Below are 21,905 nucleotides of genomic sequence, written 5' to 3'. Positions count from 1 at the left end.
AAGCGCGCCCCGTCCGGCCTTGATTCGACATGACCCGCATGACCATCGAAGCCCGCCTCGCCTACGACCTGTCCGGCACGGTCGACTGTCTGATGCAGATCGAGGCCGCGCATGTCGCGGGCCAGACGATCATGGAGGAATCCCTCCGGACCACCCCGGTGGAGGGCTTCGATCGCATCGCCGGCGACGTCGCGCTGGGCACGCGCGCCTGGTTCGCCGCCGAGGGCCGGTTGGAGGTCAGCTACGATGCGGTGGTCGAGGTGACGCGCCCGAAGGTGGATCTGTCCGCCCTGCGGGCCCGCCGCGCCCGGACCCTGAACGCGGAGGCCACGCCCTTCCTGATGGCGTCGCGCTATTGCCATTCGGACGACTTCGTCCCCTTCGTGACCAGCCGGTTCGGCGACAAGGGCGGCGGCCCCCTGGTGCAGGCCATCCGCGACTGGGTGCACGCGGAGATGGACTACGTCCCCGGGGCCAGCGACGCGCGCACCACCGCGACGGACACCTTCGTCAGCCGGCAGGGCGTGTGCCGCGACTATGCCCACGTGGTCATCGCGATGTGTCGGGCCGGGGGCATCCCCGCGCGGACGGTCAGCGTCTATGCCCCCCATGTCGATCCGCCCGACTTCCACGCCGTGGCGGAGGTCTATCTGGACGGGGCCTGGCACATCGTCGACGCGACCGGCATGGCCGGCCCGGACGAGGTGGCGATCGTGGGCGTCGGACGGGACGCGGCAGACACCTCGTTCCTGACGATGATGGGGGCCGGGACCCTGGTCGAGCAATCGGTGAAGGTCACCGAAGGCTGAGCGCCCCGAGGGCCAGCGACAGGGCCAGCACCGCCCACCAGACGCGCCACAGGGCCGCGATGGCACGGTCCACGTCCGCCGGGCCGGGCGATCGTCGGCCGGCCGGATGCGCGAACGCATAGTCGCGCACGACCCCGTCGTAGCTGCGCGGCCCCGCCAGCGCCACGTCCAGCACGCGCGCCAGCGCCGCTTCCGGCCAGCCCGCGTTGGGGGACCGGTGGCGCGCGGCGTCCGCCGCGACGGCGCCCATGCCGCGATGCCCGTGGGCGGCCAGGATCAGCACCGCGGTCAGGCGCGCGGGGATCCAGTTCATCGCGTCGTCCAGCCGTGCGGCCGCCCATCCGAACGCGGCATGGCGCGGCGTCAGATAGCCGATCGTGGAATCCGCCGTGTTGACCGTCTTGTAGATCGCGATGCCCGGCAGGCCCCCGACGGCGAACCAGAAGGCGGGGGCCACCACGCCGTCGGACAGGTTCTCCGCCGCCGATTCGATGGCGGCCCGGGCGATGTCGGGCTCGTCCATGGCGGCCGTGTCGCGGCCCACGATCATCGCGACCGCGTTCCGGCCCGCCGCCACGCCGCCGGCGCGCAGGGTCGCGGCGACGGCGGCGACGTGCTGCACCAAGCTGCGCTGCGCGAGCAGGACCGCCGCCGCGACGACGGTCCCGACCGGACCCAACGCGACCTGCGCGGCCCAGGCAGCCATGCCCGCGCCGGCGACGAGCAGCACGATCGCGGCCACGCCCTTCGCGCGGCGTGCGCGCCCACGGTTCCAGCGGGCGTCGAGCGCCGAGACCGCGCGGCCCATCAGGACGACCGGATGGGGCAGGCGGCGCCACAGCCAGTCCGGCTCGCCCAGCAGGGCGTCCAGCGCCAGGGCGACGGCGAGCAGCACGGGCGGGGGTCAGTCGTCGGCGGGAAGGGGCGGATGCCGGGTGACGAAGTGTCCCTTGATCGCCTGCGGCCATTCGCGGAACGGCACGACGCCCGTGTCCTGTTCCGCATGCAGGGCGGCATAGGCGACGATGCCCGCCGCCGCGTCCGGGTCGGCGTCGAACCGGCCGAGCGTATAGGCCATCTTGCCCTTCCCCTGGACAGCGACGTTGCACGCCCCCTTGCAGCCCATCAGGCAGGCGTGCCGGCGGACCCGCACGAGGGGGCGATCCTCCGCCGCCGCCTCCACCAGGGCGGCCAGCCGCTCTCCGTCGGTGAGGGCCGTGCCCGCCTGCCAATCGTCGCGCTTGCAGGTCTCGCAGACGGTGATGGTGGTGATCGTCATAGCACTCCCCCCGGGCGGATCGCGGCCACAGACCACAGGGCGGCGTGGGGGGCAATCGACGACCCGTGGATCGCTCACGCGGTCGTCATAATTCCCGTCGAATTCGACGCGTCCGATTAACCGGCGCTTAAGATTCCGCCCCCATACAAATACGCAAAGCCGGAAAGGCAAAACAAGAAAAGAGAGGCGAGCAGATGGCAGACATTCCCTGGGTCCTGGCGGTGGGCATAACCGAGACGATGGCGCGGCGGCTGGAGGATGCGCAGGCTTCCCAGCGCGACTTCCGGCTCCTGGAAACGAACGATCCGAACGAGGCGATCTCGATCCTGCGCGACCTGGCGCCGCGGGTGGTGGTGATCGGTCTGGACATGCGGAACGCCAGCCCGCTGGCCATCGCCGACTACATCGAGTTCCGCATGCCGGAGGTGCGGGTGATCTACGAGATGGGGCTGCGGCACAACTTCGCCGATGGCTCGATCTTCAGCCATTCGCACAACGCCCATGCCCTCGTGACGCCCGCGATGGCGTCGGGCGACCTGGGCGCGATGGTGGCCCATCACGCGCTCAGCCGCGCGGCCTAGCCTTCGACCTCCGCCAGCGCGCGGGCCAAGAGCAGATAGGCCCGTGCACTGCGCGTGCGTGCCAAGTCGTCCAGCTGCGGGTCGGTGGCCCGCGGCTCGACGTCCCGGGCGGCGGCCCGGAACGCCTGCAGGAACGCCCGCGCCGCGTCGCGGAAGGACGGATCCTCGCGCATCCGCACCAGCGTCATGGCCTGCACGGCGCCGTCGCGCATCGCGCCGGGGGCGGATGCGTCGCGCAGCCGGCCCGCGAGGAAGGCCCGCCATTCCGCGGCGCGCGCCGGGTCCACCCGCAGGTCGTCCACGTAGAGGCCGTCCTCGGCCAGCATGGCGAACACCTCCTGCGCGGCCACCAGCGCCTGCGCGGTCGGGCGGTGGTCCAGCGCGCGGCGCAGGATGCGGAAGCCCTCGTCGTCGCGGTCGTTCTCCGGGAAGTCGACCGCGCGGACGAAGTCGTCCACCGCGATCCCGCCTGGCGGCACGGGGTCGGGCTGCACGGGCTTGGGGGCGGGTTCCGGCGCGGCCGGCCGGGGCAGGCGCGCGCGGGACAGGCCTGCCAACCGGACGTCCAGAAGGGTCTGGCGGCGCTGCACCTCCTCCAGCAGGACCTTCGTCGTGGCGTCGCGATCGCCGGTCCCGGACGCGGGGTTGCGGACGGCCTTCAGGGCATCGACATAGGTGCCGCGCAGGCCGTCGACCGAATCCTGCAGGCGGCGCCCTTCCTGCCGCAGGGTGCGGACCATGCGGATCGTCGCCGCACCGATCCAGATCAGTCCGATGGGCAGGAAGATCCCGATGATCGTGGCGACGAACCCGTCAGGCGTGTCGAACGGCATCTCGCCCGTGTCCATGGCGAGGAACACGAAGTTGACGAAGGCCAGCCAGGCCAGCGACAGGATCAGGGCCACGACCTCGACCCGCGTGATCCACCCGGTCGGACCGCCGTCCGGGTCGGACGGACCCCCTTCGCTCACCGGTAGGCTACGCCCGTCACTTCATAGGATCGCGTGCCGCCCGGGGTTCGGACCTCGACCGAGTCGCCCTCCTCCTTGCCGATGAGGGCACGCGCGAGCGGCGAGCGGAGGTTGAGCTTGCCGTTCTCGATGTCGGCCTCCGGCTCGCCCACGATTTGATAGACCTTCTCCTCCTCCGTGTCCTCGTCCACCAGGGTCACGGTCGCCCCGAACTTGATCTCGTCGCCCGTCATCTTCGCGGGGTCGATCACCTCCGCCAGCGAGATCAGGCCTTCCAGCTCCTTGATGCGCCCTTCGATGAAGCCCTGCTTCTCGCGTGCGGAATGGTATTCCGCGTTCTCGGACAGGTCGCCGTGCTCGCGCGCCTCCGCGATGGCGCGAATGATGGCGGGGCGTTCCTCCGATTTGAGCTGCTTCAGCTCGCGCTGGAGGGCGGCCATGCCGCCGGGGGTCATCGGAACCTTGTCCATGTCGCACGTCTCCCACGGGGGCGGCGGCCCCCTGTCGTCGTGCCAGTCCTGCCGGATGCCCGGCGCGCGTGCAACACGGGCGGCGCAGGGGCGGGGCAGACCGTGCCGTCGCTGCACCCGAAGCCGTCGGCGTCCCGAAGACCCGACGGCCGATCGTCGGTTTCGGACAGGGGTTTGTCCGACCCAATCGATTCGCGGATCGGTCCGACCGGGGGGCGCGCGGGGGGTGCCCCTACCGCACGGTGCCTCCCGAAACGCGCCTTCGGACCGATACCCGTAACAGGATCCTCATTTCATCGGGAGAAGGCCCACTGCGTCGCACCCCGTTCGGCGCGCGACACCGAAACGGTCCCCCAGAACGAGGAGCACCGCAGAGCAGCGCGACGTAGGGACGAAGCCAGCGCCCCGATGTCATGCCGCCAGGGTGCCCGCCCATATCATGCGGGTGATGTCGTCGCTGACGCGGGCCGCGCGGGGGAAGTCGTGCCCGCCCGTGTTCTCGTTGGGCCAGATCAGGCACAGCACGCCCGCAGACTGCGCCGCGCGGACGCCAGGGACGTTGTCCTCGATCGCGAGCGCCTCGTCGGGACGCAGGCCCAGCGCGCCCAATGCGCGCCGGTAGCAGTCGGGCGCGGGTTTCGGGGCCGCCACGTCCTCGCGCGTCGTGACGACGTCGAAGAGGTCCGCATCGAGGTCGAGGCCCCGTAGCAGATGCTCCACGTTGCCGGGCTCCGTCGTGGTCACCAGTCCCAGCGCCATGCCGTCCTGCCGCGCACGCGTCAGGATGTGGTCCAGACCGGGACGCATCCGTGCCTTGCCCTCCGCAAGCGCGGACTGGAACAGATCGGACTTCGTCGCATGCACGGCCGCCACGTCGACGTCGTGGCCCAGCGTCGCGGCATGCCGGGCGATCCTGTCCGCACCGCCGGACGTAGTCAGCATCCCGGCATAGGTTTCGCGGTCCCAATCCCAGTCCAGACCGTGGGCGTGGAAGGCGGCGTTGAACGCCCAACGCTGCAGCTCCGACGTGTCGGCGAGGGTTCCGATGGACCCGAGGAGAAGGGCTTTCATGGACGATGTCCCCGTGCGCTTGGCCGTCGAACGGTCAGCTAGCGCATCGGAGGCACCGTCAAAGGTCTGGTCGGGACACGGGATCCCCGTCAGCTTCCCCCCACGATGCCGATCGAGGCCGTGCCGGTGATGGCGATGTCCGCGCCCGCGCGGTCGCGCTCCCGCTCGACCTGGGATGGGGGGACGGGGGGGCCGTCGACGCCGCAGCCCTGCAATAGAAGGGCGAAGGTGACGGCGAGGGCGGCGAACGGACGGACGGTCATGCGCGATCCCCCCCGCGCCAGCGTTCGATCTGCTCGCGCACCCGGCCCGGGGCGGTGCCGCCCGAAACGTCGCGCGATGCGACGGAATTGCGCACCCCCAGCACGCCGAAGACGGCCTGCGTGATGCCAGGATGCTCGTGCTGCATCTCGGCCAGGGTCAGGTCGGGCAGGTCGACTCCCGCCTTCTCCGCGCGGGCGACGAGCGCCCCGGTAACGTGGTGCGCCTCGCGGAAGGGCAGACCCAGTTCGCGGACGAGCCAATCGGCGAGGTCGGTCGCGGTCGAGAAGCCGGATGCGGCCGCGGCTTCGAGCGCGTCGCGCCGTGGCGTCATGTCGGCGACCATTCCCGCCATGGCGCGCAGGGCGAGCAGCAAATGGTCGGCCGCGTCGAACACCTGTTCCTTGTCCTCCTGCATGTCCTTCGAATAGGTCAAGGGAAGCCCCTTCATTACCGTCAGAAGCGCCACGTTGGCGCCCAGGATGCGGCCCAGCTTGGCGCGCAGCAACTCGGCCGCATCGGGGTTCTTCTTCTGCGGCATGATGCTGGACCCGGTGGTCCATCGATCCGACAGCACGACGAAGCGGAACTGCGCGGACGACCAGATCACCAGCTCCTCCGCCAGGCGCGACAGGTGCATCGCCGCAATGCTGGCGGCCCCGAGGAACTCGAGGGCGAAGTCCCGGTCGCTGACGGCGTCGAGCGAGTTGGCGCAGGGACGGTCGAAGCCCAGCGCCCGGGCCGTCATGTCCCGGTCGATCGGGAACGACGTGCCGGCCAGGGCCGCGGCGCCCAGGGGGCTTTCGTTCATGCGCGCGCGGGCGTCGCGGAACCGCCCGCGATCGCGATGCACCATCTCGGCATAGGCCAGCATGTGGTGGCCCCAGGTCACGGGCTGCGCGGTCTGCAGGTGCGTGAAGCCCGGCATGATCCAGTCGTGGTGCCGATCGGCCTGATCGATCAGGGCCGCGTGGAGCGCGTCCAATGCCTCCAGCGTGTCGTCGATCGCGTCCCGGACCCACAGGCGGAAGTCGGTGGCCACCTGGTCGTTGCGCGACCGCGCCGTGTGCAGCCGGCCCGCGACCGGCCCGATGAGCTCGGTCAGCCGGGCCTCGACGTTCATGTGGATGTCCTCGAGCGCGGTGGAGAACGCGAAGCCGCCCCCCTCGATCTCCGCCAGGACGGTTAGCAGACCCTCGCGGATCGCGTCGGCATCGGCCCCGTCGACGATGCCGGTGGCGCCCAGCATCTGGGCATGGGCCCGGCTGGCTTCTATATCCTGGCGGGCGAGTCTGCGGTCGAACCCGATCGATGCGTTGATCGCCTCCATCAACGCGTCCGGTCCGTCCGCGAACCGGCCGCCCCACATCTGGTTGGACGACTTCGACATGCGCATGCTCCCGCTGTTGCTGGCCCTCTACCTGTCCGTTCCGGGCCTCGCCACCCCCGCGGCGGCGGACCTGACGGCGGCCCGCGCGCTCGCGGCGGAAGCGGTGCCGAAGCTGACGTTCCGGGACGACCCGACGCCACCTCCGGTCACCGCGTTCGCCCTGTTCGAGGGTGGGACGGCGGACCTGTCGGACTATGCCGGTGCCGTGGTGGTCCTGAACTTCTGGGCCACGTGGTGCGCACCGTGCCGCAAGGAGATGCCATCGCTCCAGACGTTGCAGGACGAGATGGGCGGAGCGGACCTGCAGGTCGTGACGATGGCCTTCGGGCGACACCATCCCCAGGCGATGGAACGGTTCTGGGAGGACACGGGGGTGGACACGCTGCCGTTGCACCGCGACCCGCAGGGCGAGATGGCGGCCGCCCTCGGGGTGAAGGGGCTGCCGCACACGCTGATTTTGGACCGGGCCGGGACGGTGGTGGCGGAGCTGATCGGCGACGCGGACTGGGCGGCCGACCCGATGCAGGCGGTGCTGGCCGCAATTGCGGAGTAGCGTGGAACGCAGGCCGCGGTTCCCCCCGGGGGCGTTGCGCGTCGCCCGGGGTCTGCCTAACGTCATCGTCGTGCGAGAGGGGTCGCGCAACGGGAGGACCATCATGACGTTTTCGAAGATCATCGCCGCCGCCGCGGTCGCCGCCGCGCTGGCCATGCCCGTGTTCGCGCAGGAGCGGACGCTGCAACTGGGTCACCTGGCGAACGAGGACAATTCCTGGCACCAGGCATCCGTGCGCTTCGCCGAGGAGGTGGCCCGCCTGACCGACGGCCGCATCGCCGTGGAGGTCTTCCCCAACGAGTCGCTGGGCAAGGAGATCGACCTGATCAACGGGATGCAGCTAGGCACCGTTGACATGACCATCACCGGCGAATCCCTGCAGAACTGGGCGCCGATGGCCGCGCTGCTGGCTGTGCCCTACGCGTACGGTTCGCTGGAACAGATGGACGAGGTCGCGTCGGGCGACATCGGCGAGCGGATCGAGGAGCAGATCGTGGAACGCGCGCAGGTCCGGCCCCTGGCGTACTTCGCGCGGGGCCCGCGCAACCTGACGTCCAACCGGCCCATCGCCAGCCCGGACGAGCTGGACGGGCTGCGGATGCGCGTGCCCAACGTGCCCCTGTTCGTCGACACGTGGTCCGCGCTGGGCGCCCAGCCGACCCCGATGGCCTTTTCGGAGGTGTTCACCTCGCTGCAGAACGGCACCATCGACGCGCAGGAGAACCCGCTCGCGCTGATCCGATCCGCGTCCTTCGACGAGGTGCAGAGCCACGTGAACCAGACGGAGCACGTGCGGTCCTGGATCTACCTCGCGATCTCGGAGCAGACCTGGCAGTCGCTGTCGGAGGACGACCGCGCCGCCCTGCAGGAGGCGGCGACCATCGCGCAGGAATACGAGCGCGGTCTGTTCCAGGAATCGCTGGCGGAGGATCGCGCCTATCTGGAAGGGCAGGGCATGACCTTCGTGGACGTCGACGGCGCGGCCTTCGCGGTGGCGGCCCGCGACGCGGTTCTGTCCAACGTGGCCGACGAGGTGCGCCCGATCGTCGAGGATCTGTTCGCCGCCCAAACCGAGTGATCGTCGCGGACGGCCCCGGGTTCGCCCCAGGGCCGTCCGTCCAAGCGGGACGGATGCCGATGCGCCATGTCGATACCCTGACCCGCTGGGTCGTCGCGCTGTTCCGTGCCCTCGCGGGATTGGCGTTCCTGATCCTGATCGCCGCCGTGCTGACGCAGGTGGCGGGCCGGACGCTGGGGCGCTCGCCCGTCTGGACGGAGGAGGCGACGCGCTTTGCCCTCCTCTATATGGCGGCGATCGGGGCGGGGCTGGCCCTGCGCACGGGCGATCTGGTCAACGTGGACGTGTTCACCGAGATGCTGCCCGAACCCGTCGCCCGCGTCCTGCGGCTGCTTTCGGCGGCGGCGATCGCTGGGCTGTGCCTCTACCTGCTGCCGATGGCATGGCGGTTCGTCGCCGTGGGGGGCTTCCAGACCTCCCCCGCGCTGGGCCTGACCATGAGCGTCGTCCACTTCTCGATCTTCCTGATGCTCGCGCTTCTGGGCCTGTTCGCGGCGCTGCGGGTGCTGGCGATGCTGACGGGCGGGGCAGACGGCCGGCCGGAAGCGGCCCCGGCCGACCTGGACGCGGCGACGGACGGGACCGGTCCGGCATGACCGACGTCGCCATCCTGCTGACGCTGTTCGTCGGCGGCCTGGTGATCGGCGTGCCCGTGGCGGCGACGCTGGGATTGGCGTCCCTGGCCTATATCCTCGTGGCCGGGCTGAACCCCGTCGTGATCCCGCAGAAGATGTATGCGGGGATGGACGTGTTCGTGCTGCTGTCGATCCCGGGCTTCATCCTCGCGGGGAACCTGATGAACCGGGGCGGCATCACGCAGCGGATCATCCGCTTCGCCAACGCGCTGGTTGGCTGGATCCGCGGCGGGCTGGGGCTGACCAACATATCCGCGTCCATGCTGTTCGGCGGCATCACCGGGACCGCCGTGGCGGACGCCGCGTCCATCGGTGGCGTGATGATCCCCGGGATGAAGAAGGCGGGCTATCCCGCGGGCTTCGCGGCCGCCGTGACGGCGGCCTCGTCCACGGTGGGGCCGATCATCCCACCGTCGGTGCCGATGATCATCGTGGGGTCGCTCGCGGGCATCTCGGTCGGGCAGATGTTCGTGGCGGGCGCGATCCCGGGCATCCTGATGGGGCTGGCGATGATGGTGACGTGCTATGTCATCTCGCGGCGGCGGCGCTTTCCGCGCCAGGACTGGCAGGGCTGGGGCGAGGTGGCCCGGTCCTTCGGATCGGCGTCTTGGGCCCTGGCGATGACGGGGCTGATCGTCTACGGCCTGTTGTCCGGCATCGCCACGCCCACTGAGACGGCCATCGTGGCCAGCGTGTATGCCCTGCTCGTGGGTGGGGTCGTGTACCGCGAGTTGCCTTGGCGCGCGGTCCCAAGCATCGTGATCGACAGCGCCGTCTCGTCGGCGGGGATCCTGGCGCTGGTGGGCTTCGCCAACGTGTTCGGCTGGATCCTGGTGTCCGAACGCATCCCGCAGGCCATCGCCGCGGGCGTGCTGTCGCTGACCGACAGCCGGGTCGTCGTGATCCTGCTGATCAACCTGCTGCTGCTGTTCGTCGGCATGTTCATGGAGACGATCGCCGCGCTGATCATCCTGTTCGTGCCGCTGCTGCAATTGGCGACCGCCGTGGGGGTGGACCCGATCCATTTCGCCACGTTCGCGGTCCTGAACCTGATGATCGGCTTGACGACGCCGCCGGTGGGGGTCTGCCTGTTCGTGTGCGCGGGCATCGCACGGCTTCCCCTGGCGCCCGTGGTGCGGGCCATCCTGCCGTTCCTGGCGACCAACATCGCGGTCCTGATGGCCGTCAGCTACGTGCCGGCGTTGTCGACATGGCTGCCGTCGCTCCTGCGATGAGTGCCGGTCTGGACCGCTTCGTCGAAGCGCAGGCGCCCGTCTGGTCCGACGTGGTCGCGGAACTGCGGGCGGGGCGTAAGCGGACCCACTGGATGTGGTTCGTGTTTCCCCAGCTTGCCGGGTTGGGGCGCTCCGCGATGGCGGCGCGATACGCGATCGCCGACCTGAAGGAAGCACGCCTCTATGCCGCCCATTCCGTTCTGGGTCCGCGCCTGCGCGAAGGGGCCGATCTCGTCGCGACGCATGCGGATCGGGGACTGACCGCAATTCTCGGCACGCCCGACGATCTGAAGTTCGTGTCCTCCATGACCCTGTTCGAGGCGGCGGGCGAGGGGTGGTGCGGGGCCGTCCTGGATCGCGCGAATGGCGGGCTGCGGGACGACCGGACGCGCGCGATGCTGAAGCGATAGGACGCTGAAGTCAGGACGCTCCATGCTTGGCAAGAAACGAGCGACCCAAGTGATCGAACGAGCGGCTACGTCACCCGAGGGGATCGCCGATGTCCTTCCGCGCCCCGCCCGATCGAGGCGATGCCGGCTGTTTGCCCCCGGATCGAACGTGGCGCTTCGAGCGAAGATGGCGTCGAAGGCTACGGGGCCGGTGCGACGACCTGGAATGGTTACGTGCCCGACGTCGCATCCGCCCGGCAGGCAGCGAGGATCGTCCAGCGATCCGAAATGATCGTTGCAACTTGGTGAGAAGGCGCCTGCGCATTAACGCAACGTTCATGCGTACACGGACATGGTCCCGCCGATTGGAAATTGGGGGGCTGCCATGCCGTTCGACATGCAAAACGCGATGGACCTCGTATCCGCCCTCGCGATCCTGACGCTGCTACCGACGAGCTATGGATGGCTGCGTCGGTCCAACATGGCGGACTGGCAGGTCCAGATCGTGCTGGGCCTGTTCTTCGGCCTCGTGTCCGTGCTTCAGATGAACCTGACCTTCGCCATGCCCACGGGCATCGTCATCGACCTGCGCATCGTGCCCGTGATCCTGGCGAGCGCCTTCCTGGGATGGCGCGGCGCGATCCTTTGCGTCGTTCCCGCGATCGCGATGCGCTACTCCCTCGGCGGGGTCGGGGCGTCGGCGGGGATTGCCGTCGTCCTGCAGACAGCGGCGCTGGGCCTGCTCTGGGCGCGGTTCGTCAGCGAACGGGCTGCCGCGACGCCCCGAGCCTTCGTCATCCTGGGCGTCCTGACCACGACCAGCGCCGCGACGGCGATCCTGCTGCCCCCGGACATCGCCGTGTGGTTCCTGTGGAACGTGACCCCGATCCTCACGGTCCTCTATCTCGTGCTCGTGCCCGTGTTCGCGACGCTGATGCACCGCGAGGACGTGGCGCTCTGGACCGAACGCCAGTTGCGCGCCTCGGCCAGCACGCATCCCGTATCGGGCCTGCTGTACTGGGACGCCCTTTCGCGCGCGGCCGCCAACCTGGCCTCCGATACGGAGGAGTCGCGAGGCACCGGCCTGATCCTGCTGCAGATCCGGCATGCGAAGTGGATCACGCGCGTTCACGGGGAGGCCGCCCTCGATACCGTGCGCGGCGTCCTGCGCGCCCGCCTGGAGGACCGGCTGCCCCGTCGCGACATCCTGGGCCTGACCCCCGGGGGCGCCATCGCGGTGCTGTCGCCCGACCTGACAGACGACGACCTGAAGCGGCTGACCGCGCGGCTGTCGCACGACCTGGGCACGCGACCGGTGCGCCTGGACGACGGGGGGGAGCTTCGTATCTCGCTCGACATGGGACGGACCTGGGAGCGTCAGAGCAGGCCCCTGTCCGAGATGATGACGAAGGCCACGAACTCGCTCGACCGCAATGCCCGGTTCGGCGGCATCGACGCCGCCGCCCTGCGCAAGCGGCGTGGGCTGCGCGACACCCTGTTCGACCAGGCCGACCAGTTGCAGGCCTGACCCGGACCCCGGCGGCGCGACCGTTGCGCCGCCCTCCGTCCACGGCCATATGTCCCGCGACGAACCAGCGGGGACCCGGATGACCACGTATCTCGACTTCGAGAAGCCCCTGTCCGAGATCGAGGGCAAGGCCGAGGAGCTGCGCGCCATGGCGCGCGCGGATCCCGACCTCGACGTGGAGGACGAAGCCGCGGCCCTAGATGCCAAGGCGCGCGAGCAGTTGCGCAAGCTCTATGCCGCGCTGACCCCGTGGCAGAAGGCGCAGGTCGCCCGCCACGCGCAGCGACCGCATTGCATGGATTACGTCACCGCCCTGTTTACCGACTGGACGCCGCTCGCGGGCGACCGCAACTTCGCGGACGATCAGGCGGTGATCGGCGGGCTGGCCCGTCTGAACGACCGCGCCGTGGTCGTGATCGGACACGAGAAGGGGCGCGACACGCGTACCCGGATCGAACGCAACTTCGGCATGGCCCGGCCCGAGGGCTACCGCAAGGCTGTGCGGCTGATGCAGATGGCCGATCGCTTCGGGCTCACTGTCGTGACGTTGGTCGACACGCCCGGCGCCTATCCCGGCAAGGGCGCCGAGGAGCGGGGCCAGGCGGAAGCCATCGCCCGATCGACGCAGGCGTGCCTGCGGCTCGGTGCGCCCATCGTCAGCGTCGTGACGGGCGAGGGGGGGTCCGGCGGGGCTGTCGCCTTCGCAACGGCGGACCGCGTCGCCATGCTGGAGCATTCGATCTATTCGGTCATCAGCCCCGAAGGCTGCGCGTCGATCCTGTGGAAGGACGCCGAGAAGATGCGCGAGGCGGCCGAGGCGCTGCGGCTGACGGCGCAGGACCTCAAGGCCCTCGGCGTCGTCGACCGCATCGTCCCCGAACCCCTCGGCGGCGCGCATCGTGACCCGGCGGCGGCGATCGACGGCGTCCGAAAGGCGCTGGTCGAGATGGTCGAGGGACTGGACGGCCTGTCGGCCGACGACATCCGCGCGCAGCGGCGCCGGAAGTACCTGAACATGGGGGCCAAGGGGTTGGCGGCCTGAAGCCTTCCGCCTCACGTCCGCCGATAGGACCCTTCCGGAAGGTTCAGCGCCGCGGCAAGGTCGCGCAGCTGCACGTTCGAAAGGGTGACGGTGACGATCTCGCCGGTCCGGGGGTCGGGCTGGGCGACTGTGACGCATTCCTCGAACGCGCTGACGCGAACGTCCTCCAGCAAGGGGGCGCCGCGATCGCCTTCGTCGACCAAGGTTATGATCGTGGCGTCGAACTCGTGCTCGATGGTGAACATGCCGCCCTCCGCATCCGGCGCCGGTGGCGCCCGTAGAGGATCGGCGCCGCCACCCGGTCGTAGGCCCAGGACAGGGCCGTCCGCAAGCCCGGCAGCCCGCCGAGCCCCGCCAACCGGCCCCATCCCGGCAAACCGCGCCAGATCGCAAGGAACGCGTCGTAGCCCGACAGGATCCCGTCCTCGGTGCGCACGTGCAGCCGCTTCGCCGCGTCGTCCCGCGACAGCCCCCATGCTTCCGCCCGGTCCAGGGGCTCGAACCGCATGGACGTGCCATGGCGTTCGGCCACCCCGCGGTAATGATCGATCTCCCGGCGGCAGACGGGGCAGGTGTCGTTGTAGAGGACGGCCTGCGCGACCGGTACTTTGGTTGCTGACATCGGGGCCCTCCGCACTATCCTGCCCTCCAATTAGGATCGCACGGAGCTTCCGACATGCGCGCAATCATCGCGGCCGCCCTGACCTCGCTCGCCCTCGCAGGGTGCGTCGCCTCGCCGGCCCCCGCCCCCGCGCCCTCCGCGCCGCGAGCCCCCGTGATCGACCGGGTCAGCAGCGCGACCGCGGTGACCAACTTCAATGCTGCCGTCAGCCGGGTCGAGCCCGCGGCGGAGGCCATCTGCCGCCAACGCGCGCCGCGTTCGAACTGCGACTTCCTGATCCGGGTCGATCCCAACCCGAACGCCCCCGCGAATGCGTTCCAGTCGCTGACCCGTGGCGGCCGGCCGGTGCTGACCTTTACGCGCGCCCTGATCGCCGATGCGCGCAACGCCGACGAGATCGCCTTCGTGATCGGTCACGAGAGCGCGCATCACATCGAGAACCACATCGCCCGCCAGCAGCAATCCGCGGCGACGGGCGCGATCCTCGGCGGCATCATCGGTGCGGTGGCCGGCGCCGACGCGGGCGTGGTGAACGACCTGTCGCGCGTGGGCGCTTCGGTCGGCGGCCGGCGGTTCTCGAAGGATCACGAACTGGAGGCCGATGCGCTGGGTACGATCATCACGGATGCGGCCGGCTACGATCCCGTGCGGGGGGCGGCGTTCTTTAGCCGGATCCCGGACCCCGGCGACCGCTTCCTGGGAACGCACCCGCCCAACGCCCAGCGGATCCAGATCGTGCGCCAGACCGCCGCGCAGCTGTGACGCATCCGTGACTTGCACGGGCGGGGCGATGGGGGCAGGTCAGGGGTCGTGATCCGATCCCTGACCACGGCACTGATCCTGTTCGCGTGTCCCGCAGCTGCCTGCACCGGTCTGGACGCATGCGCCCTGGACGGTCGCAGCTATCACGTGCAGCCGCCTGATGGATGGAACGGCGTGACCCCGTTGCCGATCCACCTGCACTTCCATGGCTGGGCCCGGCAAGGGGAGGTTCCGATTCGATCCTCCCGCACGGGCGGGGCCGCCCGCGAGGCGGGGGCGCTGTTCGTCGCGCCCGACGGGCTGAACCGGACGTGGTCGTTTCGGCGCCCGGGCAGTCCGGACACCGTCTTCGCCGCGTCCGTGCTGGCCGACGTCGCCTCGTCCTATCCGACCGACGGGACGCTGATCGTGTCGGGCTATAGTTGGGGGGCGCTGATGGCGGCGCGGTTCGCCTGCGACGGCGGGGCGGACATCGACGCCCTGCTGTTGATCGCAGGGGCCTTTCCGCCCGACACCGATTGCGACGGTCCACCGCCCGGGCGGGTCAGCCACGTGCATGGCACGACCGACGCCGTCCTGGCCTTTCCCCGTGGTCCCGAAGACGACGAGACCCATGCCGTCGCCCTATGGCGGGAGCGGATGGGGTGCGGTCCGTCGGAGGCGCGGCGGTTCGACTGGCAGGCCGTGTCCTGGCTCACGCATACCCGCCACGAATGGGACTGCGCGGCGGGGCTGGTCACGATGGACGTGCACGCGGCTAGCCATCTGATCCCCCGGGGCTGGGTCGCGCGCCATCTGGGCGAAATCCTGGAACGGTAGGGTCTGAAATAGCCTAGACGGCCTTCGGCAGTTCCGTCCGTATCCCGCCGCACGCCGAATGCGGAAGACGCGGACCCCCGCGCGAGGCGGGGGCCTTCGGTCGACGATGCGACGGCGTCACTCGCCCTTCGGCGGATGGACCCCGCGATCGGGTTCGACCTCCGTGCCGGAGGTCACGGAGTTGCGGTCGTGGATCGTGCCGCGGTCGTCGCGCACCTTCGGCGTCTCGGACCCCTCCACGAGGGCGGGGTCGCGCGTGACGGTGCCTTGCGTGCTGCCGCGATGCGGGGCCGCGGCCTCCGCGCGCTGGGCTTCGGCCAGGCGGGCACGGTCCTCTTCGAGATGCGGGTCTTCCGGGGAACGGTCCATTCCTGCCTCCTTCGACGTGTCGGAAGGGGAATCACCGGCGGTCCCGTTTGGTTCCGCCCGCTCCCGCAGCCAGGCGGCGAACTCCGTTTCGTCGATCTTGCGCTGTGCAATGAGGATGATGCGATCTCCTATGGAGGCGATGCCCGACGGCGTGACCGCGTCGTTCATTCGCAGGATCGCATGCATCGCCCGGAAGGCGGTCCGCTTGTTGCCGTCGTTGAAGCAGTGTCCTTGTGCAATGGCGGCGGCATAGGCCGCCGCCAAATCGTAGCCATCCACGATCATTCCATACGCGATAAGATTGTCCACGCGCCCCAGAACCGATGCCAGCGACTTATCTCCGGCAAATCCCTGCAACTCACCGGGATTGAGGCCGGCATCGTGGAGAGCGATCACCGCCTCCACGGAAAGCGTTTTCATCACTTGTCTCGCAGGTAATCCAGTACCGGCTGCACTTCAGCCTGCGTTTCGCGGAGATAGACCATGACCTCGTCCATCGTCGCAGCACGATGATCCACCGTCCCCGAATACTCGGCGGGGGTGCGGACGGCCGCGGACGGCCGCTGAGAGATTGGCTTCTGCTCTGTCATGGTCGGGCACATAAGGCCTAAGCGATCACAAGTCACGTCTTTAGGTCCAACCGTCCCCACAAGTCGTATTCCGATGCCTCGTCCACCGTCACGTCCACGACGTCGCCGGGCGAGAGGCCCTCGAACCCATCGTCTACGAACAGGTTTCCGTCGATCTCGGGCGCGTCGGCCTGCGTGCGGCAGGTCGCGCCGTCGGAATCGACCGCATCCACGATCACGGGCAGGCGGGTGCCGACCTTCGCGGCGAGCTTCGCCGCGCTGATGGCCTGGGCCTTCGCCATGAAGCGCTCGAACCGATCCTGTTTCACCTCCGGGGGGACGTGGTCGGGCAGGGCGTTGGCGCGCGCGCCGGCGACGTCCTCGTACTGGAAGGCGCCGACGCGGTCCAACCGCGCCTCGTCCAGCCAGTCGAGCAGGGTCTGGAACTCGGCCTCCGTTTCGCCCGGATAGCCGACGATGAAGGTGGATCGGATGGTGATGTCTGGACGGATCGCACGCCATTCGGCGATCCGGTCCAGCGTGCGTTCGGCCGCCGCGGGCCGGGCCATGCGGCGCAGCGTGTCCGGGTGGGCGTGCTGGAACGGGACGTCCAGATACGGCAGCACCAGCCCGTCCGCCATCAAGGGGACCAGGTCGCGCACGAACGGATAGGGATAGACGTAGTGCAGGCGCACCCAGGCCCCCAGCGATCCCAGGTCGCGGGCCAGGGGCACGATCGCGCGCGGGTCCTTGCGGTCGACGCCATAGGCCGACGTGTCCTGGCTGATGACCAGGAGCTCGCGCACGCCCGCGTCCACCAGGCGCTCCGCTTCCCGAAGCACCGCGGCGTGCGGGCGGCTGACGAGCCGGCCGCGCATGTCGGGGATGATGCAGAACCGGCAGGCGTGATTGCAGCCCTCCGAGATCTTCAGGTAGCTGTAATGCCGGGGCGTCAGGCTGATCCCCGACGCCGGCAGAAGGTCCACGAACGGGTCCGGGGCGGGCGGCACGGCGGCGTGCACCGCGTCCAGCACCTGCTCGTACTGATGCGGTCCCGTCACCGCCAGCACGGTCGGATGCGCCCCGGTGACGTAGTCGGCCTCCGCCCCCAGGCAGCCGGTGACGATGACGCGTCCGTTCTCCCGCAGGGCCTCGCCGATGGCGTCCAGGCTTTCGGCCTTGGCGCTGTCGAGGAACCCGCAGGTGTTCACGATCACCGCGTCCGCACCCGCGTAGTCGGGGCTGATCGCATACCCTTCGGCGCGCAGTCGGGTCAGGATCCGCTCGCTGTCGACCAGTGCCTTCGGGCAGCCGAGGCTGACCATTCCGATGCGCGGCTGGCCCGGACGGGCGTCGAACGGCAGGACGGGGCGCGGGGCCAGGTCGGGGCGCAAGGCGGGCGGGTTTGCGGACATGCGCGGGACATAGAGGGTCGCCTCCTCAGGCGGAAGGGGCGGAGCGTGTCGGGACCTTGGGGATCATTCTCGTGTCATCGGGTGCCGGTTCGATCTGGCCGCCGGGGGGTTCTAGGGCGGAGCATGGGGTGGCGGGGCCCGCGAAATCCGTCGCATTTTCCGTAGCGGTAATTCATCCAGCGATTTCAACGATGTTGCGTCGGTCGTTCGAATCGTCGCCATCCCGTTTCGGCAGATTTGTCACATGCACCCCCCGTACACCCCCCGTGCACCCCCCGTACAGACGAGCGGGCAGATGGGGCACCGCGCGTTGCGTCGGTCTTGCCGTGCGGTGGTGTTCCGTGCGGGGGGTGCGTCCGGCGGGCCGCTCGCGCGGCCCGCGCTGCGGCATTCGGGACGATCCCCCGGATCGTCCCGTCCCGTCGCCCCACAGGGGCGCCGACATCGATCTCGGTCCGCCTCCGGCGGAACGGCGGGACCATGCCTTCGCCCCCCCGTATGTATGGACGGGCAGACGGGGCAGCGAACGTTGCGCCGGTGTTGACCATGCGCTGCGTTCCATGCCCACGCGCGCCGGTCCTGCACCGGGGTGCGGAACGGTTCCGTGGGATGGGGGCGGCCCCGGATCGGGTCCGGGGCACGGGACATGCGCGAGGGCGAGGCAGTCACCCGCTGGACCGCGCCGACGCACTGCCATAGATGCCCCCCAATGGCCGTCGATCTGAAATCCACCGTAATCAAGCCGCTGCACAAGGAAGGCCCGAAGTTCGTCGGCGCCTTCTTCGCGGTGTCCGTGATCCTGGGCTTCCTTTGGCCGCCGCTGTTCTGGGGCGGGCTGATCCTGACGGTCTGGTGCTACTACTTCTTCCGCGATCCCGTCCGTACGGTGCCCATGGCGGACGGCTTGGTCGTCAGCCCCGCCGACGGGGAGGTCAGCCTGATCGAGCCCGCCGTCCCCCCGGCGGAGCTGGGCCTGGGCGACGAGCCCAGAATGCGGGTCAGCGTGTTCATGTCGGTCTTCGACTGCCACGTGAACCGGGCACCGGTGCCGGGCGAGGTGACCAAGGTCGCGTACCGACCGGGCAAGTTCCTTTCGGCCGAGCTGGACAAGGCGTCCGACGAGAACGAGCGCAACGGCATCGTCCTGACCACGGCGGACGGCACGCGGCTGGGCGTCGTGCAGATCGCCGGATTGGTCGCCCGACGCATCCTGTGCGAGACGCGGGAGGGCGCCGCGCTGGAGCGGGGCGACCGGTTCGGCATCATCCGCTTCGGATCGCGGCTCGACACCTATCTGCCCGACGGAACGGCGCCGAAGGTGGATATCGGCCAGCGCTGCATCGCGGGCGAGACGGTGTTGGCCGTGCTGGGCGACGCGACCGCCGTTCCGACGCGTCGGGAATGAACGGACCATGACGGACCGCGACGCGCGCCTGCCGCTGATCTCGCTGATCCCCAACATGGTCACGATCCTGGGCCTTTCGGCCGGTCTGACCTCCATCCGGTTCTCCCTGGATGCGTCCTTGACCCTGGCGGCGGGCCTGCTGGTGCTGGCGGCGCTGATCGACGGGATGGACGGCTTCGTCGCGCGCAAGCTCAACGCGGCGTCCCCCTTCGGGGCCGAGCTGGACTCGCTGTCCGACTTCGTGTGCTTCGGCGTGGCACCCGCGCTGCTGATCTATCGGTTCGGCCTGGACGGGCTGGCGGGCCTGGGCTGGCTGGCGGCGCTGGCGCTGGCCATCTGCTGCTGCCTGCGGCTGGCGCGGTTCAACGTCATGGACAAGGACCCGTCGGCGGACACGAAGTCCCACTTCGTCGGCGTCCCCGCGCCGGCGGGCGCGATGCTGGCCCTGTTCCCGGTCTTCCTGTTCCTGTCCGGCATCCTGGACCTGCACGACGCGCCGATCGCGGTCGCGGCGTGGACGGTGTTCGTGGGCGTCCTGATGATCGCCCCGTTCCGGACGATGTCGTTGAAGTCCATGCGCATCAGCCGGTCGAACGCCGTCTATGTCCTCGTGGCGGCGGCCCTGGTGGTCGGGCTGATGCTGACCCGGCTGTGGCTGTTCTGCGTCGGCGCGACGGTGGTCTATCTGGGTCTGCTGGCCTGGGGCGCCGCGCGCGACGTGCTGCGCCGGCGTCGGGGGGTCTGAGCGCCGCATGGATCCCGACGCCATCTCGCGCACCTATCGCCAGTGGGCACCCATCTACGACCGGACCTTCGGCGCGCTGACCCGTCCCGGTCGTCTGGCCGCCACGGCGCGCGCGAACGAGAGGGGCGGTCGCGTGCTGGAGGTGGGCGTCGGGACCGGGCTGGCCCTGCGCCATTATACATCCGGCATCCACGTGACCGGGATCGACTTCAGCGACGACATGCTTCGCCTGGCGAGGGCGAAGGTCGGCCCCACCCTCGATGCGACGGTGGACGGGCTGCATCGGATGGACGCGCGCACGCTCGACTTCCCGGATGGCGGCTTCGACACGGTCGTGGCGATGTACCTGATCTCCGTCGTGCCGGAGCCGGAGCGCGTCATGGCCGAGATGGCCCGCGTCTGCCGTCCCGACGGCGAGATCGTCGTCGTCAACCACTTCGCCGGCACGGGCGGCGTGATCGGCGGGGTGGAGCGGTTGCTGGCCCCCTTCGCGGATCGCCTGGGGTGGCATGCGGATTTCGACATCGGCACCGTGGTCGGGTCGCCCCATGTCGGGGAGGTGGAGCGCCGGTCCCTGCCGCCCCTGGGCCTGTTCACCTTCCTTCGCCTGACCCCCCGCGGCGACGCCGTCGGGTCCGGCTAGGGGAAGGGGCGGCGTTCAGTCCGCGTCCAGCTGCATCCGGGCGGCGCGGCCCTCGATCAGTTCGCTGACGATGATACCCAACCCGCGCAGGAGGTTGCGGTCCGCCAGCGGGAACGCGCTGCGCGCGGTCCGGTCGATCAGGCACAGCGTGCCGATGCGGAACCCGCCCCCCACCGTCAGGGGGGCGCCCGCATAGAACCGGATATGGGGATCCCCCGTCACCAGCGGATTGTCGACGAACCGCTCGTCCTTCGTGGCATCCAGCACGACCATCACGTCCCTGGTCCTGACCGCGAACTGGCAGAACGAGATGTCGAGCGGCGTTTCCGCCGCGTCCAGACCCTGCCGGGCCTTGAACCATTGTCGATCCATGTCGAGCAGCGAGACGAGCGCGGTGGGCACGTCGAACAAGCTGCACGCGACCGCCACCACCTCGTCGAAGCAATCCTCCGCCTCGGTGTCCAGCAGGCTCAGCGACTTCAGCTTCGCGACGTTCGCGATGTGCCGCATGCGCGCGGTCATGGGGGAATCGTGGATCATGGCGGTCTCCCTGTCAGGACCCGCCAATGCCACGCCGATCGTCTATCCTTCGTTAATGCGCCTAGCGCCGGCGGTCGCGCCGCGACGACATGGGTTGGAAGGCCACGCTGACATGCGCCTCGCAATAGGGCTTGCCCTGTTGGACGGGCAGGCCGCAGAACCAGAACTTCGGCGTCGCGGGATCGCCGATGGGCCACTTGCAGGTCCGTTCGGTCAACTCCATCAACCTAAGCTTTTTCGCGGTCTTCTCGACGGCGTTGACCTTGGCCAGCGCTTCGGGGCTGATCTCGTTCGCGCTGGGCTGGGGCGGCAGGGGCTGGCCCGCCATCAGGGGCTTGCGGATGGGCGTGACGGTCGCGCCGTGGGGCACGGCGGCCATGGTCCGCGGCTCGTCGTCGTCGTCGTCCTCGTCCGGCGCGGGGGCGACAGCCTCCGCCGGGGTGGCCACCTCCGGGATGGGCTCGATGACCGGCGGCGCCTTGTCGACGATCGGCGCCTGCTGGACCTCCGGCGCGGCCTCGGGCTCCGGGGCGGCGGCCTTCGGCGCGGCGGCGGCGTCCTCCGGGGTGGGGCGGTTGGACAGGCCCAGGCGGTGGACCTTGCCGATCACGGCGTTGCGGGTGACGTCGCCCAACTCCTTGGCGATCTGGGACGCGCTGGCCCCTTCGCCCCACATGCGCTTGAGCGTCTCGACGCGGTCGTCGGTCCAGGCCATCCCCACCTC

28 protein-coding genes are annotated in these 21,905 nt (G+C 69.9%); 14 read left to right on the top strand and 14 right to left on the bottom strand.

Annotation, left to right across the window (positions count from 1 at the left end; genetic code table 11):
• The first annotated feature begins 38 nt into the window (after nucleotides 1–38).
• Nucleotides 39–809, top strand: a complete 771-nt coding sequence (locus P0084_RS03645; protein WP_308915447.1) for a transglutaminase-like domain-containing protein — start codon at nucleotides 39–41, stop codon at nucleotides 807–809.
• On the opposite strand, the gene cbiB is transcribed toward P0084_RS03645, so the two are convergent.
• Together cbiB and P0084_RS03635 are read right to left on the bottom strand one after the other, a co-directional pair.
• Complete coding sequence (gene cbiB / locus P0084_RS03640; RefSeq protein WP_308915446.1) at nucleotides 796–1,704, bottom strand: adenosylcobinamide-phosphate synthase CbiB; 909 nt, start codon at nucleotides 1,702–1,704, stop codon at nucleotides 796–798. The genes P0084_RS03645 and cbiB overlap by 14 nt on opposite strands.
• Nucleotides 1,705–1,713: 9 nt before the next feature.
• Nucleotides 1,714–2,088, bottom strand: a complete 375-nt coding sequence (locus tag P0084_RS03635) for a DUF1636 family protein (RefSeq protein ID WP_308915445.1) — start codon at nucleotides 2,086–2,088, stop codon at nucleotides 1,714–1,716.
• A 194-nt stretch (nucleotides 2,089–2,282) separates the two neighbouring features.
• On the opposite strand from P0084_RS03635, the gene P0084_RS03630 reads away from it, so the two are divergent.
• On the top strand, nucleotides 2,283–2,669 hold the full coding sequence (locus P0084_RS03630; protein WP_308915444.1) for a hypothetical protein: 387 nt from the start codon (nucleotides 2,283–2,285) through the stop codon (nucleotides 2,667–2,669).
• Here P0084_RS03630 and P0084_RS03625 read toward each other — a convergent pair.
• From P0084_RS03625 to argH, 5 genes are all read right to left on the bottom strand, one after another.
• The gene (locus P0084_RS03625; RefSeq protein WP_308915443.1) at nucleotides 2,666–3,640 is read right to left on the bottom strand and encodes a hypothetical protein; all 975 of its coding nucleotides are present in this window, start codon (nucleotides 3,638–3,640) and stop codon (nucleotides 2,666–2,668) included. The genes P0084_RS03630 and P0084_RS03625 overlap by 4 nt on opposite strands.
• Entirely contained in the window at nucleotides 3,637–4,110 is a 474-nt protein-coding gene (gene greA, locus P0084_RS03620; protein WP_308915442.1) for a transcription elongation factor GreA, read from the bottom strand. Before greA ends, P0084_RS03625 begins: the two co-directional genes overlap by 4 nt.
• Nucleotides 4,111–4,521: 411 nt before the next feature.
• Nucleotides 4,522–5,181, bottom strand: coding sequence for an HAD family hydrolase (locus P0084_RS03615; RefSeq protein WP_308915441.1), 660 nt, complete (start codon nucleotides 5,179–5,181; stop codon nucleotides 4,522–4,524).
• Between the two features lie 89 nt (nucleotides 5,182–5,270).
• The gene (locus P0084_RS03610; protein ID WP_308915440.1) at nucleotides 5,271–5,444 is read right to left on the bottom strand and encodes a hypothetical protein; all 174 of its coding nucleotides are present in this window, start codon (nucleotides 5,442–5,444) and stop codon (nucleotides 5,271–5,273) included.
• Nucleotides 5,441–6,832, bottom strand: coding sequence for an argininosuccinate lyase (gene argH, locus P0084_RS03605; RefSeq protein ID WP_308915439.1), 1,392 nt, complete (start codon nucleotides 6,830–6,832; stop codon nucleotides 5,441–5,443). The genes P0084_RS03610 and argH overlap by 4 nt, the downstream gene beginning before the upstream one ends.
• 4 nt (nucleotides 6,833–6,836) lie before the next feature.
• Between argH and P0084_RS03600 the strand changes: the two genes are divergently transcribed.
• The 7 genes from P0084_RS03600 to P0084_RS03570 all read left to right on the top strand — a co-directional run bounded on the left by P0084_RS03600 (nucleotide 6,837) and on the right by P0084_RS03570 (nucleotide 13,292).
• On the top strand, nucleotides 6,837–7,385 hold the full coding sequence (locus P0084_RS03600) for a TlpA family protein disulfide reductase (protein WP_308915438.1): 549 nt from the start codon (nucleotides 6,837–6,839) through the stop codon (nucleotides 7,383–7,385).
• Nucleotides 7,386–7,488: 103 nt separating this feature from the next.
• Nucleotides 7,489–8,463, top strand: coding sequence for a TRAP transporter substrate-binding protein (locus P0084_RS03595; protein WP_308915437.1), 975 nt, complete (start codon nucleotides 7,489–7,491; stop codon nucleotides 8,461–8,463).
• Nucleotides 8,464–8,522: 59 nt separating this feature from the next.
• A complete protein-coding gene (locus P0084_RS03590; RefSeq protein ID WP_308915436.1) occupies nucleotides 8,523–9,059 on the top strand; it encodes a TRAP transporter small permease in 537 nt (178 codons plus the stop codon).
• Nucleotides 9,056–10,333: a TRAP transporter large permease gene (locus P0084_RS03585; protein WP_308915435.1), complete on the top strand. Its 1,278-nt coding sequence runs from the start codon at nucleotides 9,056–9,058 to the stop codon at nucleotides 10,331–10,333. Before P0084_RS03590 ends, P0084_RS03585 begins: the two co-directional genes overlap by 4 nt.
• A complete protein-coding gene (locus tag P0084_RS03580) occupies nucleotides 10,309–10,743 on the top strand; it encodes a DUF1810 domain-containing protein (protein WP_308915434.1) in 435 nt (144 codons plus the stop codon). The genes P0084_RS03585 and P0084_RS03580 overlap by 25 nt, the downstream gene beginning before the upstream one ends.
• Nucleotides 10,744–11,107: 364 nt before the next feature.
• Nucleotides 11,108–12,250 (top strand): LytS/YhcK type 5TM receptor domain-containing protein, encoded by a 1,143-nt coding sequence (locus P0084_RS03575; protein WP_308915433.1) that lies wholly within the window; start codon nucleotides 11,108–11,110, stop codon nucleotides 12,248–12,250.
• Between the two features lie 79 nt (nucleotides 12,251–12,329).
• The gene (locus P0084_RS03570; protein ID WP_308915432.1) at nucleotides 12,330–13,292 is read left to right on the top strand and encodes an acetyl-CoA carboxylase carboxyltransferase subunit alpha; all 963 of its coding nucleotides are present in this window, start codon (nucleotides 12,330–12,332) and stop codon (nucleotides 13,290–13,292) included.
• A gap of 11 nt (nucleotides 13,293–13,303) precedes the next feature.
• Here P0084_RS03570 and P0084_RS03565 read toward each other — a convergent pair whose 3' ends face one another.
• Entirely contained in the window at nucleotides 13,304–13,537 is a 234-nt protein-coding gene (locus tag P0084_RS03565; RefSeq protein ID WP_308915431.1) for a hypothetical protein, read from the bottom strand.
• Nucleotides 13,498–13,914 (bottom strand): thiol-disulfide oxidoreductase DCC family protein, encoded by a 417-nt coding sequence (locus P0084_RS03560; protein ID WP_308915430.1) that lies wholly within the window; start codon nucleotides 13,912–13,914, stop codon nucleotides 13,498–13,500. The genes P0084_RS03565 and P0084_RS03560 overlap by 40 nt, the downstream gene beginning before the upstream one ends.
• 54 nt (nucleotides 13,915–13,968) lie before the next feature.
• Here P0084_RS03560 and P0084_RS03555 point away from each other — a divergent pair, with 54 nt between their 5' ends.
• Nucleotides 13,969–14,676, top strand: coding sequence for a M48 family metallopeptidase (locus P0084_RS03555; protein ID WP_308915429.1), 708 nt, complete (start codon nucleotides 13,969–13,971; stop codon nucleotides 14,674–14,676).
• Nucleotides 14,677–14,724: 48 nt separating this feature from the next.
• Nucleotides 14,725–15,495, top strand: a complete 771-nt coding sequence (locus P0084_RS03550; RefSeq protein WP_308915428.1) for a CE1 family esterase — start codon at nucleotides 14,725–14,727, stop codon at nucleotides 15,493–15,495.
• 117 nt (nucleotides 15,496–15,612) lie between these two features.
• Here P0084_RS03550 and P0084_RS03545 read toward each other — a convergent pair whose 3' ends face one another.
• From P0084_RS03545 to rimO, 3 genes are read right to left on the bottom strand one after another with little or no spacing between them, the layout of a single operon-like run.
• Entirely contained in the window at nucleotides 15,613–16,284 is a 672-nt protein-coding gene (locus tag P0084_RS03545) for a type II toxin-antitoxin system death-on-curing family toxin (RefSeq protein ID WP_308915427.1), read from the bottom strand.
• Nucleotides 16,284–16,454: a hypothetical protein gene (locus P0084_RS03540; RefSeq protein ID WP_308915426.1), complete on the bottom strand. Its 171-nt coding sequence runs from the start codon at nucleotides 16,452–16,454 to the stop codon at nucleotides 16,284–16,286. Before P0084_RS03540 ends, P0084_RS03545 begins: the two co-directional genes overlap by 1 nt.
• Before the next feature lie 32 nt (nucleotides 16,455–16,486).
• Complete coding sequence (gene rimO, locus P0084_RS03535) at nucleotides 16,487–17,848, bottom strand: 30S ribosomal protein S12 methylthiotransferase RimO (RefSeq protein WP_308915425.1); 1,362 nt, start codon at nucleotides 17,846–17,848, stop codon at nucleotides 16,487–16,489.
• A gap of 709 nt (nucleotides 17,849–18,557) precedes the next feature.
• Between rimO and P0084_RS03530 the strand changes: the two genes are divergently transcribed.
• The 3 genes from P0084_RS03530 to P0084_RS03520 are packed head-to-tail and all read left to right on the top strand — an operon-like array spanning nucleotide 18,558 to nucleotide 20,641.
• A complete protein-coding gene (locus tag P0084_RS03530; protein ID WP_308915424.1) occupies nucleotides 18,558–19,253 on the top strand; it encodes a phosphatidylserine decarboxylase in 696 nt (231 codons plus the stop codon).
• A gap of 7 nt (nucleotides 19,254–19,260) precedes the next feature.
• Nucleotides 19,261–19,998, top strand: coding sequence for a CDP-diacylglycerol--serine O-phosphatidyltransferase (pssA, locus tag P0084_RS03525; RefSeq protein ID WP_308915423.1), 738 nt, complete (start codon nucleotides 19,261–19,263; stop codon nucleotides 19,996–19,998).
• A gap of 7 nt (nucleotides 19,999–20,005) precedes the next feature.
• Nucleotides 20,006–20,641, top strand: a complete 636-nt coding sequence (locus P0084_RS03520) for a class I SAM-dependent methyltransferase (protein ID WP_308915422.1) — start codon at nucleotides 20,006–20,008, stop codon at nucleotides 20,639–20,641.
• Between the two features lie 15 nt (nucleotides 20,642–20,656).
• Here P0084_RS03520 and P0084_RS03515 read toward each other — a convergent pair whose 3' ends face one another.
• Nucleotides 20,657–21,181 carry a GAF domain-containing protein gene (locus P0084_RS03515; RefSeq protein ID WP_308915421.1) on the bottom strand — a complete coding sequence of 175 codons (525 nt, stop codon included), beginning with the start codon at nucleotides 21,179–21,181 and terminating at the stop codon, nucleotides 20,657–20,659.
• 61 nt (nucleotides 21,182–21,242) lie between these two features.
• A complete protein-coding gene (locus P0084_RS03510; RefSeq protein WP_308915420.1) occupies nucleotides 21,243–21,896 on the bottom strand; it encodes a GcrA family cell cycle regulator in 654 nt (217 codons plus the stop codon).
• Nucleotides 21,897–21,905: the final 9 nt, after the last annotated feature.

The sequence above is a fragment of the Jannaschia maritima genome (assembly GCF_030973515.1).
Classification (GTDB): Bacteria; Pseudomonadota; Alphaproteobacteria; order Rhodobacterales; family Rhodobacteraceae; genus Jannaschia; species Jannaschia maritima.
This window is presented reverse-complemented; position numbering and strand designations above follow the sequence as displayed.